Origin of the sequence: Blastococcus mobilis (assembly GCF_900188025.1) — a bacterium.
Lineage (GTDB): Bacteria > Actinomycetota > Actinomycetes > Mycobacteriales > Geodermatophilaceae > Blastococcus_B > Blastococcus_B mobilis.
On the sequence record NZ_FZNO01000019.1, the window covers coordinates 87,167 to 108,966 of the forward strand.

General features: G+C 72.1%; 23 protein-coding genes. 17 read left to right on the top strand and 6 right to left on the bottom strand.

Annotated elements, in window-relative coordinates; all coding sequences use genetic code 11:
* Window positions 1-39: 39 nt before the first annotated feature.
* Window positions 40-1,476: a DUF2254 domain-containing protein gene (locus CHB94_RS16700; protein WP_217899345.1), complete on the top strand. Its 1,437-nt coding sequence runs from the start codon at window positions 40-42 to the stop codon at window positions 1,474-1,476.
* A gap of 54 nt (window positions 1,477-1,530) precedes the next feature.
* Here CHB94_RS16700 and CHB94_RS16705 read toward each other — a convergent pair whose 3' ends face one another.
* Window positions 1,531-1,680, bottom strand: a complete 150-nt coding sequence (locus CHB94_RS16705; RefSeq protein WP_217899346.1) for a hypothetical protein — start codon at window positions 1,678-1,680, stop codon at window positions 1,531-1,533.
* 627 nt (window positions 1,681-2,307) lie between these two features.
* On the opposite strand from CHB94_RS16705, the gene CHB94_RS16710 reads away from it, so the two are divergent.
* Both CHB94_RS16710 and CHB94_RS16715 read left to right on the top strand, forming a co-directional pair.
* Window positions 2,308-3,129: an IclR family transcriptional regulator gene (locus CHB94_RS16710; RefSeq protein ID WP_089337689.1), complete on the top strand. Its 822-nt coding sequence runs from the start codon at window positions 2,308-2,310 to the stop codon at window positions 3,127-3,129.
* 129 nt (window positions 3,130-3,258) lie between these two features.
* Window positions 3,259-4,944, top strand: coding sequence for an HAL/PAL/TAL family ammonia-lyase (locus tag CHB94_RS16715; protein WP_217899347.1), 1,686 nt, complete (start codon window positions 3,259-3,261; stop codon window positions 4,942-4,944).
* 214 nt (window positions 4,945-5,158) lie between these two features.
* Here the strand turns inward: CHB94_RS16715 and CHB94_RS16720 are convergent, their stop codons facing one another.
* Window positions 5,159-6,364 (bottom strand): cytochrome P450, encoded by a 1,206-nt coding sequence (locus tag CHB94_RS16720; protein WP_089337690.1) that lies wholly within the window; start codon window positions 6,362-6,364, stop codon window positions 5,159-5,161.
* Between the two features lie 186 nt (window positions 6,365-6,550).
* Here CHB94_RS16720 and CHB94_RS16725 point away from each other — a divergent pair, with 186 nt between their 5' ends.
* Both CHB94_RS16725 and CHB94_RS16730 read left to right on the top strand, forming a co-directional pair.
* Entirely contained in the window at window positions 6,551-7,483 is a 933-nt protein-coding gene (locus CHB94_RS16725; RefSeq protein ID WP_176445603.1) for a PDR/VanB family oxidoreductase, read from the top strand.
* Window positions 7,484-7,631: 148 nt separating this feature from the next.
* The gene (locus tag CHB94_RS16730; RefSeq protein ID WP_089337691.1) at window positions 7,632-8,087 is read left to right on the top strand and encodes a leucine zipper domain-containing protein; all 456 of its coding nucleotides are present in this window, start codon (window positions 7,632-7,634) and stop codon (window positions 8,085-8,087) included.
* Here the strand turns inward: CHB94_RS16730 and CHB94_RS16735 are convergent.
* A complete protein-coding gene (locus CHB94_RS16735) occupies window positions 7,996-8,481 on the bottom strand; it encodes a YflT domain-containing protein (RefSeq protein ID WP_089337692.1) in 486 nt (161 codons plus the stop codon). The two genes, CHB94_RS16730 and CHB94_RS16735, sit on opposite strands and share 92 nt — an antisense overlap.
* A gap of 38 nt (window positions 8,482-8,519) precedes the next feature.
* Between CHB94_RS16735 and CHB94_RS16740 the strand changes: the two genes are divergently transcribed.
* On the top strand, window positions 8,520-9,020 hold the full coding sequence (locus tag CHB94_RS16740; protein WP_176445600.1) for a MarR family winged helix-turn-helix transcriptional regulator: 501 nt from the start codon (window positions 8,520-8,522) through the stop codon (window positions 9,018-9,020).
* Between the two features lie 134 nt (window positions 9,021-9,154).
* Here the strand turns inward: CHB94_RS16740 and CHB94_RS16745 are convergent, their stop codons facing one another.
* Window positions 9,155-10,300 (bottom strand): RNA polymerase sigma factor, encoded by a 1,146-nt coding sequence (locus CHB94_RS16745; protein WP_089337719.1) that lies wholly within the window; start codon window positions 10,298-10,300, stop codon window positions 9,155-9,157.
* An 18-nt stretch (window positions 10,301-10,318) separates the two neighbouring features.
* Window positions 10,319-10,726 (bottom strand): YciI family protein, encoded by a 408-nt coding sequence (locus CHB94_RS16750; protein WP_089337694.1) that lies wholly within the window; start codon window positions 10,724-10,726, stop codon window positions 10,319-10,321.
* A 347-nt stretch (window positions 10,727-11,073) separates the two neighbouring features.
* On the opposite strand from CHB94_RS16750, the gene CHB94_RS16755 reads away from it, so the two are divergent.
* From CHB94_RS16755 to CHB94_RS16785, 7 genes are all read left to right on the top strand, one after another.
* The gene (locus CHB94_RS16755; RefSeq protein WP_303395988.1) at window positions 11,074-11,523 is read left to right on the top strand and encodes an urease subunit gamma; all 450 of its coding nucleotides are present in this window, start codon (window positions 11,074-11,076) and stop codon (window positions 11,521-11,523) included.
* Between the two features lie 49 nt (window positions 11,524-11,572).
* The gene (locus CHB94_RS16760) at window positions 11,573-12,004 is read left to right on the top strand and encodes an urease subunit beta (protein WP_089337695.1); all 432 of its coding nucleotides are present in this window, start codon (window positions 11,573-11,575) and stop codon (window positions 12,002-12,004) included.
* The gene (ureC, locus tag CHB94_RS16765) at window positions 12,001-13,719 is read left to right on the top strand and encodes an urease subunit alpha (RefSeq protein ID WP_089337696.1); all 1,719 of its coding nucleotides are present in this window, start codon (window positions 12,001-12,003) and stop codon (window positions 13,717-13,719) included. The genes CHB94_RS16760 and ureC overlap by 4 nt, the downstream gene beginning before the upstream one ends.
* Before the next feature lie 6 nt (window positions 13,720-13,725).
* Window positions 13,726-14,451, top strand: a complete 726-nt coding sequence (locus tag CHB94_RS16770) for an urease accessory protein UreF (RefSeq protein ID WP_089337697.1) — start codon at window positions 13,726-13,728, stop codon at window positions 14,449-14,451.
* Window positions 14,452-14,486: 35 nt separating this feature from the next.
* On the top strand, window positions 14,487-15,188 hold the full coding sequence (gene ureG / locus CHB94_RS16775; RefSeq protein WP_217899349.1) for an urease accessory protein UreG: 702 nt from the start codon (window positions 14,487-14,489) through the stop codon (window positions 15,186-15,188).
* A complete protein-coding gene (locus CHB94_RS16780) occupies window positions 15,185-16,144 on the top strand; it encodes an urease accessory protein UreD (RefSeq protein ID WP_217899350.1) in 960 nt (319 codons plus the stop codon). Before ureG ends, CHB94_RS16780 begins: the two co-directional genes overlap by 4 nt.
* Window positions 16,145-16,343: 199 nt before the next feature.
* Window positions 16,344-16,946 (top strand): ZIP family metal transporter, encoded by a 603-nt coding sequence (locus CHB94_RS16785; protein WP_176445601.1) that lies wholly within the window; start codon window positions 16,344-16,346, stop codon window positions 16,944-16,946.
* A 283-nt stretch (window positions 16,947-17,229) separates the two neighbouring features.
* Here CHB94_RS16785 and CHB94_RS16790 read toward each other — a convergent pair whose 3' ends face one another.
* Window positions 17,230-18,582: an MFS transporter gene (locus CHB94_RS16790; RefSeq protein WP_089337699.1), complete on the bottom strand. Its 1,353-nt coding sequence runs from the start codon at window positions 18,580-18,582 to the stop codon at window positions 17,230-17,232.
* A 273-nt stretch (window positions 18,583-18,855) separates the two neighbouring features.
* Here CHB94_RS16790 and CHB94_RS16795 point away from each other — a divergent pair, with 273 nt between their 5' ends.
* The 4 genes from CHB94_RS16795 to CHB94_RS16810 form a co-directional block, all read left to right on the top strand.
* A complete protein-coding gene (locus tag CHB94_RS16795) occupies window positions 18,856-19,170 on the top strand; it encodes a rhodanese-like domain-containing protein (RefSeq protein WP_217899351.1) in 315 nt (104 codons plus the stop codon).
* Window positions 19,171-19,197: 27 nt separating this feature from the next.
* On the top strand, window positions 19,198-20,586 hold the full coding sequence (locus CHB94_RS16800) for an MBL fold metallo-hydrolase (RefSeq protein WP_089337700.1): 1,389 nt from the start codon (window positions 19,198-19,200) through the stop codon (window positions 20,584-20,586).
* On the top strand, window positions 20,583-21,158 hold the full coding sequence (locus CHB94_RS16805) for a rhodanese-like domain-containing protein (RefSeq protein WP_089337701.1): 576 nt from the start codon (window positions 20,583-20,585) through the stop codon (window positions 21,156-21,158). The genes CHB94_RS16800 and CHB94_RS16805 overlap by 4 nt, the downstream gene beginning before the upstream one ends.
* A gap of 4 nt (window positions 21,159-21,162) precedes the next feature.
* Window positions 21,163-21,800 (top strand): sulfite exporter TauE/SafE family protein (locus CHB94_RS16810; protein ID WP_089337702.1); only part of this gene is annotated, 638 nt, incomplete at its 3' end.

Consider the following 21,800-nt stretch of genomic DNA (forward strand, 5'->3'; position numbering starts at 1 on the left):
GCTGAGCGGAGCCACCGCCGTCCCTGATGGGATGTCGGGGTGAGCGCCCGCCCCGAACCACTGCTGAGACTGCGGTTGGCCGCCGCCGTCTACCGCTTCCGAGAGAGCCTGTTCCTGCTGCCGGCGCTGATCGTGGTCGGCGGAGTCCTCCTGGCTGAACTCGGCCATGCCGTGGACCGTGCCATCGGCGCGGACCGCGCCGTTCCGGGGACGCTCGCCATGAGCAGCAACACCGCGACGTGGCTGCTGAGCACGGTCGCCGGCGCGATGATCACCACCGCCGGCGTCGTCTTCTCGCTGACGGTGGTGAGCCTCCAGCTGGCCAGCAGCCAGTTCTCTCCCCGGGTCATGCGGTCCTTCGTCCGCGACCGGCTCAGCCAGGTGGTCATCGGGCTGCTGATCGCGACCTTCGTCTACTGCGTGCTGACCTTGCGGTACATCAGCGCCGATCCCGACTCACCGGCGCCACGGATCACGCTGACGGTCGCGGTCGGCCTCGCCGTCGCCACGGTGCTCCTGATCGTCGCTCATCTGGACCACCTGGCCCGCGGGCTCCAGGTCGGCTACGTGGTGCGCGCCATCGCCGCCGAAGGACGGGAGGTGATCGAGCACAGGCAGCACGCCGGTCACTCGCCGCGGGCGTCGGCGGAAGAGCCCAGGCACGAGGGGGCAGACACGCTCACCGTGCCGGCCCCCCGCGACGGTTGGGTGACCCAGGCTCCCGGGGACCGGATGCTGGCGGCGGTCCCTCCGCGGACGACGGTGCGGTTGGAGACCCGGATCGGCGCGTACATCCACGAAGGCGAGCCGCTCGTCACCGTCTGGCCGGTGCCGGCCGATACGCGGGGCGTGCTACGCCGGTTGTCCGCCACGGTGACCGTGGCCGACACCCGGACCATGCAGCACGACGTGGACTTCGCGATCCGCCAGCTGGTGGACATCGGATTGCGGGCGCTCAGCGCCGCCATCAACGACCCGACCACCGCGGTCGAGGTGACCCTGCGGATCGGCGGGCTGCTGCGGCGGCTGCTGGTGTGCGACCTCCCCCCTGTGGTGATGGGCGGTCCGGAGGGACGGGCGTTGGTCCGGCCATGGGACCTGTCCCACGAGGACTACATCGCGCACGGCTTCGACCAGCTCCGTCAGGCCTCCGTGACCCAGCCGCACGTCGTCACCGCGCTGCTCCGGGTGCTGCGGATGCTCATCACGCTGGTACAGGAGGCCGACCGGCCGGAGCACGTGCCCGCCCTGCGTCGGCAGATGCAGCTGTTGCTGGCGGCCGTCGAACAGCAGCCCGGGCTGCATCCGGAGGACCTCGACCGGCTCCGCGCCGTGGCCTCGGGCGATGATCCCGCCGACCGCAGCCGCCCCCGGCAGCACTCACGATGGAACCCATCGGCCGGGCGACACGGCATCGGACCGGGTGACGCCGCGTCGCGAGCCGCCTCGCCGGCATCGTCCTCTCCGAGCGAGTGACCGAGACGCGCCCTACCGCGGCCCAACGGAGCAGCGACGAGGTCGTGGCCGACGTCAGGAGCTCGTGAGGATGATGAGTTGCTGGGTCGCCCGGATTATCGCGACATAGCGGTCGACCGCTCCGTCGATGCCCTCGCCGAACGCCTCGGGGTCGAGGAGGACGACCAGGTCGAACCCGGGGCCCTTCGCGAGCTCGGGGGTCAACGGACCGGACGCGGGGCGCTCCCCGGAACGTGGGATCGCCGATGACGCAGGCGATCCCCTCACCCTCGGCGGCCGCCGGGCGCCCTGCGCTCGGCATCGAGGCGGTCGGAGAGGTCGGCGATCGACTGCTCGAGGTTCTCCGCGATGGCCGCGAAGTGCTGCTCGTCGGCGGCGATCAGCGTCGGGTGGGCCTTGGGGGTGAGGTCGTCGGCAAGGTCGAACGCGCTGGTGATCCGGGATTCACGCCATCCGTGCGGTCGAGCGCGTCACGCTCCCACTGCTGCTCGGGGTCGAAGCCGGTGTGCTTCAGGAGGAGCCGTGTCGCCTTGCCCTCAGGGACGAGCCGCCAGGTGAGCGTCCAGGTCGTATTGCTCGCCTTCCCTCGAGTCAACGCAATCTCCTGCCCGGGGCGTCGATCGACGCTCTCGGCATCCGCGAGGCGTCTGCGCCGGGCGGTGCGGTGAGCCCGGGCCGGTATGCCCAACCACCAGAACTTGCTCCCCTCCCCGGACGAACCCGGTCCTGCCGTCCCCGACTCGTTCTCAACCTATGAGACGCGGTGGTGGCACCACCGATCCCGGCAGCGCGAGCGCGTCCTACCCTGCCGGGTGACGCCACGAGGCCGTCGTGGCCGGCAGCGACAATGGGTCCCCGGGCCAATGGTTCGGCAACGAAGGGTGGGAGATGGGCCAGGGGGCCGACACCGGCGGCGCCTCGTTCCTGCGGGGTCTCAACGTGCTCATCACCGTCGCGGAGTCCGGCGAGGCCCGGGCCGACCAGATCGCCACCGAGCTCAGGATCCCGCTGAGCACGGTTTACCGGTACCTGCGGACGCTGCGCGAGCTCGACCTGGTCGAGGAGCGCGACCGCTCCTACGTACCAGGGTGGCGCCTGCTCGAGCTCGCCGGGCTCGACGTGGCCCGCACCCGGCTGGTCGAGCTCGGGCACTCGGTGCTGCGCGAGATCAGCCAGGCCACCGGGGAGACCGCCGTCCTCACCGTCCGGGCCGGGACGCGGGCGCTGTGCCTGCGGCAGGTCGAGTCCCACCACCCGATGCGGATGGCCTTCCGCCTCGGGCAGCTGCTCCCCCTGTACGCCGGCGCCGGCCAGCGGATGCTGCTGGCCCACGCCCCCGCGGCGGTCGTGCAGCGGGTCTTCGAGCAGCCCCGGTGGCAGACGACCGACCGCACCCTGCCGCCGGCGGCCATCCTCCGCGAGCTCGAGCAGATCCGCCGCAACGGATACCTGGTCACCCACGGCGAGCTGTCCGAGGGTGCCGTCGCGGTCGCGATCCCCGTTTTCGCCGGAGGGGAGCTCGTCTGCTCGCTGACCGTGGCCGGGCCGGAGATCCGGTGCGGCCCGGCGTGGCTGCCGCAGGCTCGCGCCAGCCTTGCGGCCGCCGGCAAGCGTCTCGCGGAGGTCCTCGACGACCAAGGCTGCGACACCTGAACCCGCGGACGTCCTCCCTCATGACGCTGACGGGAACTGACGTTCTCAACCGCTGAGAATCGACCGTTGTCGTCGTAGAACCCACAGTCCATGGTCGTGCCGGATCGGGCGCGGACCGGAGGAGAGATCGTGATCGAGCAGGTGCTAGTCGGGGGCAAGGCCCTAACGCTGGAGGACCTGGTAGCCGTCGCCCGGTACGGCGCGCGGGTGCAGATCACGCCCCGGGCCACCGAGGCGATGAACGCCAGCCTGCACTGGGTCGACTCCGCCCTCGCCGTCCACGGCGACGACCCGGTGGGCCACCTGGAGCCGATCTACAGCATCAACACCGGCTTTGGGTCCCTGGCCGGCCGGCAGGCGTTCCAGCAGCCGGAGCTGGCCAGCGAGCTGTCCCGGCGCCTGATCATCTCCAACGCCTCCGGCGTGGGCAGGTGGCTCGACCCGGAGGTGGTCCGCGCCGCGATGCTGGTACGCATCGTCAGCCTCACCCGCGGGTACTCGGGCGTCCGGCCCGTCCTGGTGCAGACCCTCGCCGCCATGCTCAACGCCGGCGTGCTGCCCGCCGTCCCGGAGTTCGGCAGCCTCGGTGCCAGCGGCGACCTGATCCCGCTGGCCCACCTGGCGATCGTCGCCACCCGGCCGACGGGGGACGCCGACCCGGAGGAGGAGTCCGGCGAGGCGTGGGTCGACGGCCGGATCGTGTCCGGCGTGGCCGCCATGCGGTCCGCAGGGATCGAGCGCGTCGTGCTCGGGCCCAAGGAGGGCCTGGCGCTGGTCAACGGCACCTCGTTCTCCACGGCGCTGGCGGCCCTGGCGCTCTACGACGCCGATCGGCTGGTGCGCACCAGCGAGGTCACCGCCGCGATGACGATCGAGGCGCTGACCGGCTTCGGTGACGCCTTCGTCCCCCAGCTGCACGAGGCCCGCGGGCACGAAGGCCAGATCGCCGCGGCGGCCCATCTGCGCGCACTGCTGGCCGGCAGCGAGTTCGTCGACGGCGGCGAGACGACCGACCCGAGCCGGCAGCCGCCGCAGGACGCCTACTCGCTGCGGTGCGTGCCCCAGGTCCACGGGGCCGTCCGGGAGACCCTCGCGTTCGGCCGCGGCATCGTGGAGCGCGAGATCAACGCCGCCACCGACAACCCGCTGATCTTCCCCGACCTGCCGAGCAGCCGGCGACTCAAGGCGGTCTCGGGCGGCAACTTCCACGCCGAGTACCTGGCGTTCGTCTCCGACTTCACCGCCATCGTCACGACCGAGGTCGGCAACATCGCCGAGCGCCGCCTGTTCCGCCTCGACGACGGCACCCTCAACCGGGGGCTGCCGGACATGCTCGTGGCCTCGGAGCACGTGGGCATCGACTGCGGCTACATGCTGCCGCAGTACCTGGCCTCCGCCCTGGTCTCGGACTGCAAGACCCTGGCCCACCCCGACAGCGTGGACTCCATCCCGACCTGCGCGAACCAGGAGGACCACGTGTCGATGGCGAACAACGCCGGCCGGCACGCCCGCCAGGTGGTCAGCAACATCGAGACGGTCGTCGGGATCGAGCTCGTCATGGCCGCGCAGGCCCTCGAGCTGCGGCTGCAGGTCAGCGGCAAGGATGCGGAGGCGCTCGCGCCGGCCACCAGGGCGGTCCTCGACCTGGTCCGGTCCACGCCCACCAGCGACGGCCGCGGCATCGACCACATCACCCGTGACGTCGTGATGTACCCGCGCATCCGCGCAGCCGCGGATCTCGTCCACTCCGGCGCCGTCCTCCACGCCGTCGCCGGCTGCGTGGCCCGCCATGCCGCCGGCACCGTCGAGGCCTGACGGGGCCGCACTCGACCAGCCTCCGACAGAGGTGACGGGCGGCGGGACACCCGATCGCGGAACGGCCCGGTGGCCATCCGGTCGGGTGTCCCGTTCCCCACTCGCCGCACACGCGTGAGGGAGCCGTCGGTGTTGTGACGTCTCTTCACCGCAGCTTCCCGCGTGCTGGACGGAGGGCGGAGACGGGTGCCGAGCTGGTGGAGGAGCCTGACCCTCAGGCGGGGTGCATGCGAACGGGCACCGAGGTCCAGCCCCGCAGGGTGTTGTGCAGGTAGTGCTGCGGCTCTCCGGTCAGTTCGATCCTCCTGACCCGCTTGGCCAGTTCGGTCAGCAGGACGTCCATCTCGAGTCGGGAGATGGGCTGGCCCACGCACTGGTGGATGCCCATGCCGAACGCGAGGTGACCGCCGGCGTCCCGAGTGATGCAGTACTGGTCGGCGTCGTCCCCCCAGCGCCGCGGATCGCGGTTCGCCGCCCCCATGAAGAGCACGAGCTTGGTGTCCTCGGCCAAGGAGAGCCCGTGGAAGTCGACGTCCCGCCCGGTCGTGCGGAAGAAGGACTGGAACGGCGAGTCGTAGCGCAACGCCTCGTCGACCGCGAACTTCGTCATGTTCGGCTTCTCGTGCAGCAGAGCCCACTGGTCGGGGTTCGACGCCAGGCACTGCATCGTATTGCCGATGGCGAGGACGGTCGTGTCCACGCCGGCCGACAGCAGCGCCCGGACCAGCCGGGTGGCCTCGTCCGGGGTGATGGTGCCGTCGTCGGCGTACTGCCAGATCTGCGCACCGAGCCCGTCCGGGGTGAGGTTCTCCCGCGCGCAGTTGTTCATGACCCACTCGATCGTCGGCTCGCCCTCGGCGAAGAACGCCTGGTAGCGCTCGTCCTCCGGGCCGAACTGGCTGAAGTTCATCGCGCCGTGCGCGAGCAGGTTCTCCTCCCGGCCCTCCCGGGGGATGCCCACCGCGTTGCCGAAGACTTCGATCGGAAACACCTCCGCGAGGCCGGTGACCGCGTCGAACTCGCGCTCCTGCAACAACCGGTCGACCAGCTGCTCGGCAAAGACCTGGAACTGGGCGCGGAGGCCCCGGAGGTTGCGCGGGGAGATCACTCCAGCCATGGCGGTGCGCAGGGGCGTGTGCACCGGGGGATCGGAGTCGAGGATCCCCTGCGGACGCCAGGACGGCTGGTGGTGGAAGTTGCGCGGCCCGACACCGGCGCCGGAGATGAAGGCTTCGTGGTCGAGCAGGATCTCCCGGCACGGGTCGAAGCGGGTGAAGGCGTGGACGCCGTACTTCTCCAGCCACACCACCGGGCCGGCGTCGCGCATGCGCTGGAACAACGCGTAGGGATCAGCCAGGTTGTGGTCGTCGTAAGGGTCGTCGTGCACGACCGGGACGCCGGCACGGGTCGTTGCAGCCATGTCACTTCCTCGCTACGCGCTGTCTGTCGCGCGGACGCTACGGCGGCCCAACCTGCCGGACGAGACTGCTTTCTCACGACGCGAGAACGACAATTGTCGGTCCTGACATCTGCGCCCGACAGTGGCTGCGCAGCCGAGACGCAGGACGGGAGCAGCGACGTGGTCGTCAGGGATGGGTTCGTGCCCATGGTCGTGAGGGAGGTCCGGCAGGAGGCCGAACACGTCGTCTCCTTCGCGCTGGCCCGTCGGGACGGTCAGCCACTGCCGGAGTGGGAACCGGGAGCCCACGTGGACGTACTGATCGCCGGGGACCTGGTGCGGCAGTACTCGCTGTGCTCGACGCCGTCCGAGCCCACGTGGCGAATCGCGGTTCTCCGCGAGCAGAACAGCCGCGGTGGCTCGACCTGGCTCCACGACCGCGTCCGGGAGGGCGACATCATCCTTGTCGCCGCACCACGGAACAACTTCTCCCTCGACCTCAGCGGCGAGCGGTTCCTCTTCGTGGCAGGCGGCATCGGCATCACGCCTCTGTTACCGATGGTCGCGGCGGCGGAGTCCGCCGGCAAGGACTGGTCCCTGCTCTACCTGGGCATCAGTGGGAGGAGCATGGCTTTCACCGAGGCCCTGCGGGCGTACACCCCGAAGGTCGTCCTTCACCGGGACGCGGACTCGGGCGTCATCGACCTCGAGGCGACGCTGGACCGGTTGGGCGCCCCTGGCGCGACGATCTACGCCTGCGGACCGGCCGGCCTGCTCGCCGCCGTCGAGAGCTACGCCGGCCGCCGGGAGAACTGCTGCGTCGTCCTCGAACGGTTCACAGCGGACCCGGACAGCGTTGCGGTCCCGCAAGGCGATCACGCCTTCGTCGTCGAGACCAGCGACGGCAGGGAGGTCAAGGTTGGCGCCGACGAATCGATCCTCGACGCGCTCCACCGCTCGGGCATCCCGGCACTGAGCTCCTGCAGGGAGGGCATCTGCGGAACTTGCGAGACCCGGGTCGTCCAGGGCATCCCCGACCACCGCGACCAGCTGCTCAGCGAGGAGGAGCGCCAGAGCGGCGAGGTCATGATGATCTGCGTGTCCCGCTGCCTGGGGGACCGCCTCGTACTCGACGTCTAGCAACCCTTGGTCGCTAGGTGTACTGACCGTTGACGTTGGCCGAGGGCATGCGACCACGGGATCTGGCTGACGGGTCGTGTGAAGGGAGAACCTCCGGACGTGAAGTGGAGCTGCTGAAGGCGACCACTGCACAAACCCGGAGGTCCTCGTGCTCCACGCTGATGCGGTCCTGACCCCGCGCCAGCGCCTGCGGCTGGCCTGGTTGATCCTCGAGGAGAAGTGGCCGGTAGCGCGGGCCGCGGACTCGTTCGGGGTCGGCTGGAAGACCGCCGCCAAGTGGGCGGCTCGGTACCGGGCCGAGGGCCAGGCGGGCATGGCCGATCGCTCCAGCCGCCCGCACTCCAGCCCCGCCAAGACCGGCCCTGCGACGACGAAGCGAATCATGTCTCGAGGACACGCTTCTGGGAGCACATCCGAGGACCCCGAGGAGCAGAGGTGGCGGTGGGCCGGCGGCCAGGCCGCCGGCCCACCCCGACTTCCGGTCCGGCGCTCGGCTGCGGACCGGCCCGCCGTCAGCGAGCCGACTGAGCGGCCGCGCGCAGGGCCTCCTCGTGCAGGCCGGCGTCCACCTGGACCTCGTACTCGGCGGCCTCCAGCGAGCTGATGCTGGAGAAGTCCCGGCGGCCGCCGGTGACCCAGTGCCCGACGAAGCCGGCGAACGCGCCGAACACGGCCCCGAGCAGCACGGTGGTGATGAGGACGCCCCACCACACCGGGCCGAGGGTGAAGATGGCGAACAGCAGCGCGATGAAGAGGCCGAACCAGGCGCCGGTCCCGGCGCCGTACAGGGCGGCACGGCCCTTGGTCAGCCGACCGGTGACCGTCTCGACCGACCGGATGCCGTTGCCCACGATGCGGGTGCGCTCGACCGGGAACTTGGCGTCGGAGAGCTGGTCGACGAGGCGCTGGGCCCCCGCGTAGCTGTCGAACCGGGCCAGCGTCACGAGGCGGTCCGCAGAGGAGGTCCGGATGTCCTGGCTGTTCTGGATGTTCATCATGCGTGTCCTCTCTACTTGGTTGGACTACTCTCACCAACGTGGAGCACAGCGAGGATGTTCCCGCTCTGCGTGACGCCGCGAGTGACGTTCCGGATGAGCACGCCGCCCTGCACGCCGGGCTGACAAAAGTTCTGCGGTGGGCTTCACGCGAGGCGGTGGTGCGGAGGCTCGCGGGGCCTGCCGCCGCCGGCCTCTCCCCCACCGACCTCTGGTTGCTCGACGGCATCGTCCGCCACGGGCCGCTCCGCATCAGCGACCTCGCGGCCTGGCAGGGGGTCGACAAGTCGACGGCAACCTCCCAGGTGCGTCGACTCACCGATCGAGGACTGGTCCTCCGCAGGGCCGATCCGTCGGACGGTCGGGCCGTCCTGGTCGTCGCCAGCGACGCGGGACTCCTCCTGCACCGCGACGTGAGCCGGCAGGGTGCGCACGTCCTGGCCGAGCTGATGGGTGACTGGGATCCGGCCGACCGGCAGGACTTCGCTCGGCTGCTGTCGCGCTTCGCCGACGAACTCGGGCCTGGTCCGGGAGTCCGTTGACCTCGGTGAGCGCCGACCCCGTCGAGCGGGCCCATCAAGGACACGTGCCCCCGCTACGCCGCCACGATCGCGCGCGCCCCTGCCCAGTCCGGGCGGTCGTCCCCAGCAGGTCGACAGCGCCTGCCGCCCGCCGCTCAGCCGCGCAGTTCCTCGTTGAGCCGTGCGGCCTGTCGCGTGAGGTGGTCGCGTTCGGGGAGGTTGGGCGCCAATAGGGCGGCTTCGGCGTAGAGCCGTGCTGCGGTCACCGGGTCACCGTCCCGTTCGTGCAGGTACGCCGCGACGGCGGCGTGGCGGGGCAGGGTGGGGTCGAGCCCCGCCAGAGCGGCCAGGCCGGCCCGCGGGCCGTCGGCCTCCCCGACCGCGACGGCCCGGTTGAGGCGGGCCACCGGGCTGCCGGTGAGCCGCACCAGTTCGTCGTACCACTCGACGATCTGCACCCAGTCGGTCTCCTCGGCCGTGCGTGCGTCGGCGTGGAGCGCGGCGACGGCGGCCTGGGCCTGGAACTCGCCCAGGCGGTCGCGGGCAAGGGCGGTCTGCAGCACGTCGACGCCCTCGGCGATCATCCGGGTGTCCCACAGGCTCCGGTCCTGCTCGGCGAGGGGCACGAGGCTGCCGTCGGGGCGGGTCCGCGCGGGGCGCCGAGCATGGTGGAGCAGCATGAGTGCGAGCAGGCCCGCCACCTCCTCGTGCTCGGTCCTGGCCGCCAGCTGGCGGGTGAGCCGGATCGCCTCGCCGGCGAGGTCGACGTCGCCGGAGTAGCCCTCGTTGAAGACCAGGTAGAGCACGCGCAGCACCGTGGCGACGTCACCGGGCTGGTTGAACCGGACGCCCGAGACGGTCCGCTTGGCCCGGCTGATCCGCTGGGCCATGGTCGCCTCCGGCACGAGGTAGGCCCGCGCGATCTGACGCGTGGTGAGACCGCCGACCGCGCGCAGTGTGAGCGCGACCGCCGAGGCCGGGGACAGGGACGGGTGAGCGCACAGGAAGTACAGCTGGAGCGTGTCGTCCACCGCCTCGCCCGGCCCGGGCGCCGGCTCGTCATCGACGAGCACCTCCCGCCGCCGTCGGGAGGTATCGGCGCGGGCGGCGTCGAGGAATCTGCGCCACGCGACGGCGACCAGCCAGGCCCTCGGGTCCCGCGGTGGGTCGTCCGGCCACACCCGGACGGCTTCGACCAGGGCGTCCTGCACGGCGTCCTCCGCCGCCGCGAAGCCGGCTCCGCGGCGGCGGAGGATCCCGATCACGGTGGGGATGAGAGCCCGCAGCAGGGCCTCATCCACGCCGCGGTCCACCGCGCGTCACTCCGTGATGGTCGGTGGCGCCGCCAGGAACGGGCGCACCTCGAGCCACTCGTGGATCGGCTTGCCACCCGCACCCGGAGCCGCGGACAGCTCGCCGGCCAGCTGGAGCGCCCGCTCGTAGCTCTCGACGTCGATCACCATCCAGCCGGCGATCAGGTCCTTGGTCTCCGCGAACGGGCCGTCGGTGACCGGCGGCCGCCCCTCGCCGTCGTAGCGGACGAACGTGCCCTCCGGAGAGAGCGCCTGACCGTCGACGAACTCGCCGGTGCCCTCGAGCCGGGTGGCGAAGTCCTGCATGTACTGGATGTGGGCCGAGACCTCCTCCGGCGTCCACCGGTCCATCGGCACGTCGTTGACCGCTGCCGGCGCGCCCCGGTAGTGCTTGAGCAGCAGGTACTTGGCCATCGCCATCTCCTCGGTGCGGTACGGCCCATTGTGGCCGTGTGCATCCGGGGGACGGAGCCGCGCTCGGGTTCTCGACATCCCACGGCCACAATCCCTGGCGGACCGCGATGACACTTTCCGTCTCCCGCCGGTCGCCCACTGTCACTGCCACGCGCTCTACGCGACCCGGCGGGAACTGACTGCCGAGTTTCTGCGGAGACGTCCGTTCTGGCTGACCCACCTGCTGTTGCAGCCCGGTCCGGGTGAGGTGCGGAGTCGGTCCATTCGCTCGGGCGCTGAGGAGTGGCGCGTCGCACCGGTCGATCCCCCGCTCGTCTCGCGCGGGGAGGCGGCGGAGGGACGGGCCCATGGCAGCCGACGCCGAGACGTCCACCGGCGGGTCGAAGGACCAGGAACAGCAAGCTGCCGGAAGCAGGGCGGCGCCGGGCCACTCCGGATCGGACGACGCGATGCACTCGGCGTCCGCGCCGGGCGCGGAGACCTGGATCTCCTCGCTCATGCTCACGCCCCGGGAGACCGAGAAGCTGGTGATCTACCAGGTCGCCGAGCTGGCCCGCCGGCGCAGGGAGCGCGGCCTGAAGCTGAACTTCCCGGAGTCGATCGCGCTGATCTGCGAGGCGCTGCTGGAGGCTGCCCGGGACGGGCGCTCGGTGGCCGAGGCCGCCGAGATCGGCAAGCAGGTGCTCAGCCGCGACGACGTGATGCCCGGGGTGCCGGCCATGGTGACGCTGGTGCAGGTGGAGGCCACGTTCCCGACCGGACTGCAGTTGGTGTCGGTACCCGACCCGATCAGCTGACCCCCATTCCCATCGAACCGGCGAGCCCCTCGTCCTGGTGGAGGTTGACGTGACTGTTCCTGGCAAGTGGCTGCTCTCGGAGGAGCCGGTGGAGATCAACGTCGGTCGGCGCACCGTGTCACTGTCGGTGCGCAACACCGGGGACCGGCCGGTACAGGTCGGCTCGCACTACCACTTCTTCGAGGCCAACCGGGCGCTGGACTTCGACCGCCCACAGGCGGTGGGCATGCGGCTGAACGTGCCCGCCGGGCAGGCGATCCGCTTCGAACCCGGTGATGAGAGGCAGGTGGAGCTGGTCGAGATCGGCGGGAACCGGCGGGTGATCGGCTTCGCCGGGCTGGTCGACGGCGCGGTCACCGCCCGCTGGACGGTGCACGAGGCGCTGACCCGCGCCGCCGCCCACCGGTTCGCCGGCATGGAGCAGTGGCGCAGTGAGCAGGACCAGGTGATCGCCGACCAGGTGCCGGAGGCCGGGCGATGACCTCGATCCCGCGGCGGACCTACGCCTCGCTGTACGGCCCCACCACCGGCGACCGCATCCGGCTCGCCGACACCGACCTCATCGCCTTGGTCGAGGACAGCCTGCTGGTGCCCGGCGACGAGACCATCTACGGCGGCGGCAAGACCGTCCGCGACGGCATGGGCCAGGTGCCCGGGCTGCGCAACGCCGACGGTGTGCTCGACACCGTGATCACCGCGGTGGTGGTGATGGACCCGGTGCTGGGCATCGTCAAGGCCGACATCGGCATCAAGGACGGGCGGATCGCCGGCGTCGGCAAGGCCGGCAACCCCTATCTGCAGGACGGTGTCCACCCGAACCTGGTCGTCGGCGCCGGCACCGAGGCGATCTCGGGGGAAGGCCTGATCGCCACGCCCGGCGGGGTCGATCCGCACGTGCACTTCCTCACCCCCGCCCAGATACCGCACGCGCTGTCCAACGGAGTGACCACGCTGATCGGCGGGGGCACCGGCCCGGCCGACGGCTCCAAGGGCGTCACCGCCACCCCCGGGCCGTGGAACATCTTCCGCATGCTCGAGGCCACCGCCACCCTGCCGGTCAACATCGGGCTGCTGGGCAAGGGCAACTCCAGCCGCCCGGAGGCGCTGTTCGAGCAGCTGGCCGCCGGCACCTGCGGGCTGAAGGTGCACGAGGACTACGGCGCCACCCCGGCGGCGATCGACTGCGCACTGTCGGTGGCCGACGCCTCCGACGTGCAGGTCGCGATCCACACCGACTCGCTGAACGAGTCCGGTTACCTGGCCGACACCGTCGACGCCATCGACGGACGGGTGATCCACACGTACCACACCGGGGGCGCCGGCGGCGGGCACGCCCCGGACGTCATGGCCATCGCCGCCCTGCCCAACGTGCTGCCCTCGTCGACCAACCCGACCAAGCCCTACACCACCGACACCACCGACAACCTGTTCTACATGACCACCGTCACCCACCACCTCAACCCGCAGAACCCGGAGGACGTCGCCTTCGCCCAGTCCCGCATCCGCGGGGAGACCGAGTCCGCCGAGGACGTGCTGCAGGACCTCGGGGTCATCTCGATGATGTCCTCGGACTCGCAGGCGATGGGCCGCATCGGCGACACCGTCACCGACACCTGGCGCACCGCGGACAAGATGAAGCGGCAGCGCGGGAAGCTGCCCGGCGACCCCGCCGAGCACGACAACAACCGGATCCTGCGCTACCTGGCCAAGTACACGATCAACCCGGCGCTGACCCACGGCATCGGTCACCTGGTCGGCTCGCTGGAGCCCGGGAAGGTCGCCGACATCGTGCTGTGGCCGACCAACACCTTCGGCGTCAAACCCAAGTACGTGCTCAAGGCCGGGTTCGTCGCCTGGTCGATCATGGGCGATCCCAACGCCTCGATCCCCACCCCCGAGCCGGTGCTCATGCGCCCGATGTTCGGCACCGCCGGCAAGGCCGTGGCGCGCACCAGCATGACCTTCCTGTCCCAGGCCGCCGTCGACGCCGACGTCCCCGGGCGGCTCGGGCTGGACCGGTGGGTCGAGCCGGTGGTCGGCTGCCGCACCCTGTCCAAGCAGGCCATGATCCGCAACGACGCGACCCCGGACATCCGCATCGACCCGGAGACCTACCAGGTGTTCGTGGACGGGGAACTGGCCAGCGTCGACCCGGCCGGCTCGGTGTCGCTGTCGCAGCTGTACTACATCGTCTGAGCGCCGATGACGGCGACGACGGAGGGGCTGACCGCGTTCCTGGCCAGCCTGCAGCTGACCGACTCGGCCTTCCCCAGCGGCCGCTACACCCTGTCCTACGGGTTGGAAGCGTTCGTCCAGGCCGGCCTGGTCACGCGCGCCACCCCACCGGATTCCTTGCAGGCGCTGCTCACCGACCAGATCCGGCACGGTGTGGCCCCCGCGGACGGCACGGCGCTGGCCTACGCCCACCGCGCCGTCCCCGCCGACGGCGGCCCGTTCGACCTTGCGGCGGTGGGCCGGGCCGATGACCGGCTGACCGCGGTGAAACTACCGAGAGAGGCACGGGAGTCCTCCGCCCGCGTCGGACGGCAGCTGCTGGCCACCGCAGCGTCCACCTTCGGGTCGCCGGTGATCGCGGACTACGCCGCCGCGGTCCGTGCGGGCAGCCACCCGGGCAACGCGGCGGTCGCGGTCGGGGTGGTCGGCGCCGTCCTCGGGATCCCGGTGCAGCACGCCGTCGCCGGAGAGCTGTACGCGTTCGCCGCCGGCTGGCTCACCGCAGCGGTCCGCCTGTCGGTCGCCGACCACCGGGTCGGCCAACTGCTCCTGCACCGGCTGAGCCCGGTGCTGCAGGACTGCACCGCCACGGCCTGCGCCGGTGGACTCTCGGACATCCGCAGCTGCACCCCGCTGGCCGACGTGATGGCGATGCAGCACGAGCGCGCCTCGCTACGCCTGTTCTCCAGCTGACCTCGACTCGCCACCGAGCACGGGAAGGAGCCGCGATGACCGGCACCCTGCACGACCACCCGCACCAGCATCCCCACGAGGCTCCGGCCCCGCTGTCCCGGCTGGGCGGGCCGGTGCCCCGGGTCGGCGTGGGTGGGCCGGTCGGCTCGGGCAAGACCGCGCTGATCGAGACGCTCGTGCCGTTGATGATCGCCGACGGGCACTCCCCCGTCGTGGTCACCAACGACATCTTCACCAGCGAGGACGCCCAACACGTGCGCGCCGCCCTCGCCGGGGTCCTCGACCCGGCCCGCGTGGTCGGCGTGGAGACCGGCTCCTGCCCGCACACCGCCGTCCGCGACGACCCCACCATGAACCTCGACGCCGTGGAGGAGCTCACCGGACGGTTCCCCGATGCCGACCTCGTGCTGCTGGAGTCCGGCGGCGACAACCTCACCCTCACCTACAGCCCCGCCCTGGCCGACTACTTCATCTTCGTCATCGACGTCGGCGAGGGCGACAAGATCCCCCGCAAGCGCGGCCCCGGGGTCACCGCCAGCGACCTGCTGGTCATCAACAAGATCGACATCGCGCCGTACGTGCGGGCCGACCTGGCGGTGATGGAGCGCGATGCGGCCACCGTCCGCGAGGGCCGGCCGTTCGTGTTCACCGACTGCTTCGCCGGCACCGGGCTGCGCGAGGTCGCCGACCGGATCTACGCCGCCGTCCTCGACCGGCCCGCACCAGCTGCCCGGTGACCACGCCGGCACGTCCGGGAACCCTCGGTTCCCGCCATCGGGCCGACCCCGCCTGGTACACCCCGTCCGACCTGCCCACCGAGGTCGCCGCACTGATGGATCGGGACCGACCGGCCGGGCGCCCGGGTGGCGTGGGCCTCCTCGAGCTCGACCTGGCCCCGGTCGCCGGCACCACCCGGGTGGTGCGGCACTACCAGCGCATGCCGCTGTACCTGTTCCGGCCCATCCACCTCGACCCGGCGCGACCCGACATGGCCTTCCTCTACCTGCTGCAGTCCGGGGAGGGCCTGGTCCGGGGCGACCGGTACCGCATCGACGTGCACGCCATGGACGGCGCGGCGGTGCACCTCACCAGCCAGGCCGCCACGAAGGTCTTCCGAGCCGACGCCGATCTGGCCACCCAGTTGGTCCACCTGCACGCCGGCGCGGGAGCTGTGCTGGAGTACCTCCCCGACCCGGTCATCCCCTTCGCCGGGTCCCGGTTCTACGGCCGCACCCGCGTCACCGCCGACCTGGACGCCACCGTGGTCCTCGGCGAGACGCTGCTGCCCGGACGGGTCGCCTCGGGCGAGGCGCACGCCTACGACCTGTACTGGAGCGAGGTGCAGGCCTTCCGTCCCGACGGGCGGCTGCTGTTCACCGACACCCTGCACCTCGCGCCACCGGTCCGGATGCCCCGCTCGCCTGCCCGGCTCGGCCCCTATGACGTCCACGCCACCCTGCACGTCCTCACCCGGCAGGCGCCGCCCGGCGAACTGGCCGACCTGCTCGACACCGCGCTGCGCGCCCAGCCCGACGTGCTGGCCGCCGCCAGCGAACTTCCCTCCTCCGCCGGAGCCTCGGCCCGCGTCCTGGGCGCCACCTCCTCGGCCACTGCAGCCGCGACCCGCGCCGCCTGGGACGCCGTCCGCCGCCACCTGCTCGGCGCCCCGGCCCCTGACCTGCGCAAGGGATGACCGGCCCGTCCGATCAGCGGCGCGGAGCATGCCTCCGTCAGCGAGCCGGAGGAGCAGCCGACATCCCGTTCGGGACGGTGCAGTTGCGCTGCCCCTCCCGGCGGCGCCCTCTCTGTCTCGGGGCGGGCGCCGTGCACAGCGACAACCGGAAGGGCCTCCGGCTCACCTCGGGCTGACCGCAGGCGTCTTGCTCGGGGTGGTGTTCTTCGACCTTCTGCCCGAACTGTTCGACCTCACGCAGAGCACCGGCACGCCGATGCGCACCGTGATGGTTGCCGTCGTGGTGGCGTTCTTGTTCTTCCACGTCCTCGAGAAGTCGCTGCTGGCCCACCACGGCGGCGAGGACGAGGCAGCCGGTGCACACCACCCCAGCGTCGGCCTGGTCAACGCGATCGCGCTGATCGGGCACAGCATGGCCGACGGGATCGCGATCGGGCCGGCCTTCCAGGTCAACGCCGGTGTGGGCGCGGCCGTCGCGCTCGCGGTCATCGGTCACGACTTCGCCGACGGGCTGAACACCGTGACCCTCATGCTGGCCCACGGCAACAGCCGGCGGCGCGCGGTGACCCTGCTCGCCGCCGACGCCCTGGCCCCGCTCGTCGGCGCCGCGGGCGCCTTCGCCCTGCACGTGCCGGACCAGGCACTGCTGATCTACCTCGGCGCGTTCACCGGCTTCCTGCTGTACATCGCCGCGGCCCAGGTCCTCCCCGAAGCGCACACCCCCCAACCCTCGCGGGCGGCGCTTCCGCTGACCGTCGGCGGGGTCGCGCTGTTCTACGTCATCACCGGCGTCCTCGTCTGACTCGCGCGCCGGCCCGTCCCTGCGGCTCCCGGGACGGTGCCTGTGCAGCGAGCCCGTTCCTGACGCGCCCGCACGATCGCCGACCCGGCGAACCGGTGCTCACTCGGGGGACGCACTGCGCTGGGGGCGTCGATGGCGGGGCAGGAGCGGCCGGCAACGCCGCATCGCACAGGCCGGCGACGGCGGCCGCGAGAGGCCCGTCAACGTCGGCGCGGGTGAACAGGAGCCTTCGGGTCCTGCGGCTCGGAAGACGGGGCGACCTCGCGGAGCCGGTCGGAGCCGCTCAGCCGGTCCGGCCCGGGCTCCGTCGGCGCGGCTGTCGGGCGATCAGGACCAGGACCGGGATCAGCAGGAGCCCCGCGCCGGCGTTCAGAAGGGGGTAACCGCCGGCCTGCAGCACCGGGCCGGCGAGAGCACCGGCCGACGCTCCGGCCAGTCCCATCACCAGGTCCGATGTGCCTTGCACCGACGTGCGCATCGGGGAAGGCACCGACTCCGACAGCAGCGTCGAGCCGGCGACGAGGGCACTGGACCAGCCCAGACCCAGCAGGAGCATCGCGACAGCGATGGTCGCGTGGGATTCCTGGTCGGCGGCGGCGCCGAGGACCAGGGCCCCGGCCAGGATGGCCATCCCGATGCCGATCGTGGTCACGCGACCCAGCCGGTCGGCGAGCCAGCCCATCACGGGGCTGGCGGCGTACATGCCGGCGACGTGCACGCTGATCACGATGCCGACGAGCTGCAGGGAGGCTCCACCGTGGCCGAGATGCACCGGGGTCATGACCATGACGCCCACCATGACCGCGTGCGCGGTGGCGACGGCGACCATGCCGAGCCGGGCCGCGGGGATGGAACCGATCGCGCGCATCGTCGTCCGCAAGGGCGGCTGAGCCGGGCGTGCAGCGGACGAGCCTGGCGCTTCCTGCCCGCCAGGGTGAGCAGCCAGGAGCGGATCCGGTCGCAGGAGGGCCCACACCGCCAGGGCGGCCGCGGCGAAGGACACGGCGGCCAGCAGGAACGGGCCCGCGAGTGACGGCACACCGACGGCCTCACCCACGCGGCCGCCGATCCCGGACAGATTGGGTCCGGCGACCGACCCCACCGTGGTCGCCCACACGACGACGGACAGTGACCGTGCGCGAGTCAGCGGGGATGCGGCGTCCGTGGCCGCGTACCGGGCCTGGAGCCCCGACGCCGTAGCTCCCCCGAACAGGAGCAGACCCAGGAGCACCAGGGCGAACTGCCCCATGACGGCGCCCAGGACCGCCAGAACAGCTCCGCCCAGACCGATCAGATACCCCATGGCCAGCGCCGGGCGCCGTCCGGCAGCTGCCGCCAACCGCGCCAGGGGCAGCGCCAGTGCTGCCGCCCCCAGGACCGTCGCGGTCTGCGCGAGCCCCGAGAGGGCGGTCGACCCGGACACCTGTTCGGCCAGCAGGCCACCGACGGCGATTCCGCCGGCGACGCCGACCCCGCCCAGCACCTGGCTGCCGACCAGTACTCGTACCGATCGTCGCTGGACCCGGTGCAACTCCGCCGGCGGGCGGTCCGACGTCCGCTGTACAGGATGCCCCCGGGCCGGATCACCGCCTGGCGTCAGGACCCGCTCCGGAGCAGAAGGCCCCTCGCTCCCCATTGCTCACTCCTTCTCTCGCCGAACAACTGGACCCTCGAGGCAGCGAGAGCCGTGACCGGACGTCCTGTGGCCGACCGAGGCGTGATCACCTGGCTGCCTGCCGCAGGCGGGCCTCTCATGTCGGGCCCAGCCTCGTGCGACCAGCGTCCCCTCGCCCGGTTCCCGGGGACGTGGCGATCTCCAACATACCCCCGGGGGAATGCGGGAGAGGGTGCTACGGTTGGTCCATGCATACCCCCCGGGGTACCTAGCACCCAGACTTCAGGAGCTGACGTGATCCCCGAGATCGACCAGAACGCCTTCGCCGCCCGCCTCGCTGAGGGCGGCAGCCTCGTCGTCGATGTCCGCGAGGCCCGCGAGTACCGCCCCGGCCACGTGCCGGGCGCGGAGAACCTGCCGCTGAGCCTGCTGCCGGCGCGGCTGCCGGAGCTGCCGAAGAACCGCCCGGTCTACGTGATCTGCCAGGCCGGCGGGCGCAGCGCGCAGGCCACCGCGCTGATGCGTGCGGTCGGCATCGACGCCATCAGCGTCACCGGCGGCACCGGTGCGTGGATCGAGTCCGGCCGCCCGGTCGAGACCGCCGCCTGACCAGAGCGCAATTCGAGAGGAACCCCGATGACCATCACCGTTCTCCCCCTGGACACCCCCGGCCTGGGGGACCGCACCTACCTGGCCCACGACGGCGAGGTGGCCCTGGTCGTGGACCCGCAGCGGGACTACGACCGCGTGCTGGGCTTGGCGCAGGCCGCCGGCGTGCGGATCACCCACGTCTTCGAGAGCCACATCCACAACGACTACGTCACCGGCGGGTTCGAGCTGGCCCGCGCGGTGGGCGCGCAGTACCTGCTCAACGCCGACGACCCGGTCTCCTTCGACCGGGTCGGCATCCGCGACGGCGACGTCGTCGAGGTCGGCGACCGGATGCGGGTGAAGGTGCTGCTCACCCCCGGCCACACCCACACCCACCTGTCCTACGCACTGGAGGCCGACGGGGAGCCGGTGGCGGTGTTCACCGGCGGGTCACTGCTCTACGGCTCCACCGGGCGGCCCGACCTGCTCGGCCCCGACCACACCGACACCCTCGCCCACGCGCAGTGGCACTCCGCCCGCCGGCTGGCCGCCGAGCTGCCCGACCCGACGGCGGTCTACCCCACGCACGGATTCGGCAGCTTCTGCTCGGCCACCCAGTCCGGCGGCACCGCGAGCACCATCGGCCAGGAGAAGCTGGCCAACCCGGCGCTGACCCGCGACCTGGACAGCTACGTCGAGGAGATGCTCGCCGGCCTGGACGCCTACCCCGCCTACTACGCGCACATGGGCCCGGCCAACTCCGGCGGCCCCGGCGAGCCGGACCTCTCGCTGCCCACCGAGGCCGATCCGGCCGAGCTGCGCCGGCGCATCGAGGCCGGCGAGTGGGTCGTCGACCTGCGCAACCGCACCGCCTTCGCCGCCGGGCACGTGGCCGGCACGGTCAACTTCGGCCTCGACGGGCAGTTCGTCACCTACCTGGGCTGGCTCATCCCCTGGGGCACCCCGGTGACCCTGCTCGGCGAGACCGCCGAGGACGTCGCCGAGGCCCAGCGCGAGCTGGTCCGCATCGGCATCGACCGGCCGGCGGCGATGGCCACCGGCACGCCCGAGGACTGGGCCGGCAGCCAGCCGTTGCGCAGCTACCGGACAGCGACCTTCGCCGACCTCGCCGCCGAGTTCGCCGGCGGCCGCGCGCCGGTGGTGCTCGACGTGCGGCGCGACCAGGAGCGTGCCGAGCGGCACATCGCCGGCTCGGTGCACATCCCGATCCACGAGGTGCTGCACCGCCTCGACGAGGTCCCGGCCGGGCCGGTCTGGGTCCACTGCGCCGGCGGCTACCGCGCCGGCGTCGTCGCCGCCCTGCTCGACGCCCACGGCGTCGACGTCGTCGCCATCGACGACTCCTTCGACAACGCCGGCCCCGCCGGCCTCTACCTCACCACCGACGCAACCAAGCAGGAGATCTCCGCATGACCAGCACCATCGACGCCCCCGCCCTCGCCGAGCGCCTCGGCGACGGCTCCAGCCCCGATCCCACCCTGATCGACGTCCGCACGCCGGCCGAGTTCGAGGCCGGCCACATCCCCGGCGCGGTCAACATCCCGCTGGACGAGCTCCGCGGCCAGCTCGACGACCTGCGTGGCGTGCTGCACGACTCCGACGTCGTGCTGGTCTGCCGCTCCGGCGCCCGGGCCGGCCAGGCCCAGCAGGCCCTGCAGGCGGCCGGACTCAGCTCTTCGGCCGTGCTCTCCGGCGGCATCGTCGACTGGGAGAAGACCGGCGGCCCGGTCAACCGCGGCCGCCAGGTGTGGGACCTCGAGCGCCAGGTCCGCTTCGGGGCCGGTTCCCTGGTCCTCACCGGCATCCTCGGCAGCCTCGTCGCGCCGAAGATGAAGTGGCTGTCGGGCTTCGTCGGCGGCGGCCTGGTCTTCGCCGCGGTGACCAACACCTGCGCGATGGGCATGGCCCTGGCCAAGATGCCGTGGAACCGCCGGGGCACCGCGCCCGCCGTCTGCTCGGTCGACCAGCTGACCCGCAGGCGGTGATCCGGTGCTGATCGCCGTCACCGTCACGCTGGCCGTCGTCGTCGGGCTGACCCTCGGGCTGCTCGGCGGCGGCGGGTCGATCCTCATGGTCCCGCTGCTGGCCTACGTGGCCGGCATGGAGACGAAGGAGGCGATCGCCGCCTCCCTCGTGGTCGTCGGCGTGACCTCGGCGGTCAGCGTCGTCGGCCACGCCCGCGCCGGCCGGGTCCGCTGGCGCACCGGCCTGCTGTTCGGCGCCGCCGGCATGGCCGGCGCCTTCGCCGGCGGCTTCCTCGGCGGGCACCTGCCCGGACAACTGCTCATGGGCGCCTTCGCGCTCATGATGGTCGCCACCGCCGTCGCCATGCTCCGCGGCCGCAAGGACGTCGACCCGGCGTCCGCGCCCGCCGAGCTACCCGTCGGCCGGGTGCTGCTCGACGGCGTCGTCGTCGGCCTGGTCACCGGCCTGGTCGGTGCCGGCGGCGGGTTCCTCGTCGTTCCCGCACTCGCGCTGCTCGGCGGCCTGCCGATGGGTGTGGCCGTGGGCACCTCGCTGCTGGTCATCGCGATGAAGTCCTTCGCCGGGCTCGCCGGCTACCTGGCCACCGTGTCGATCGACTGGGCCCTGACCGGAGCCATCACCGTGGCCGCCGTCGTCGGCAG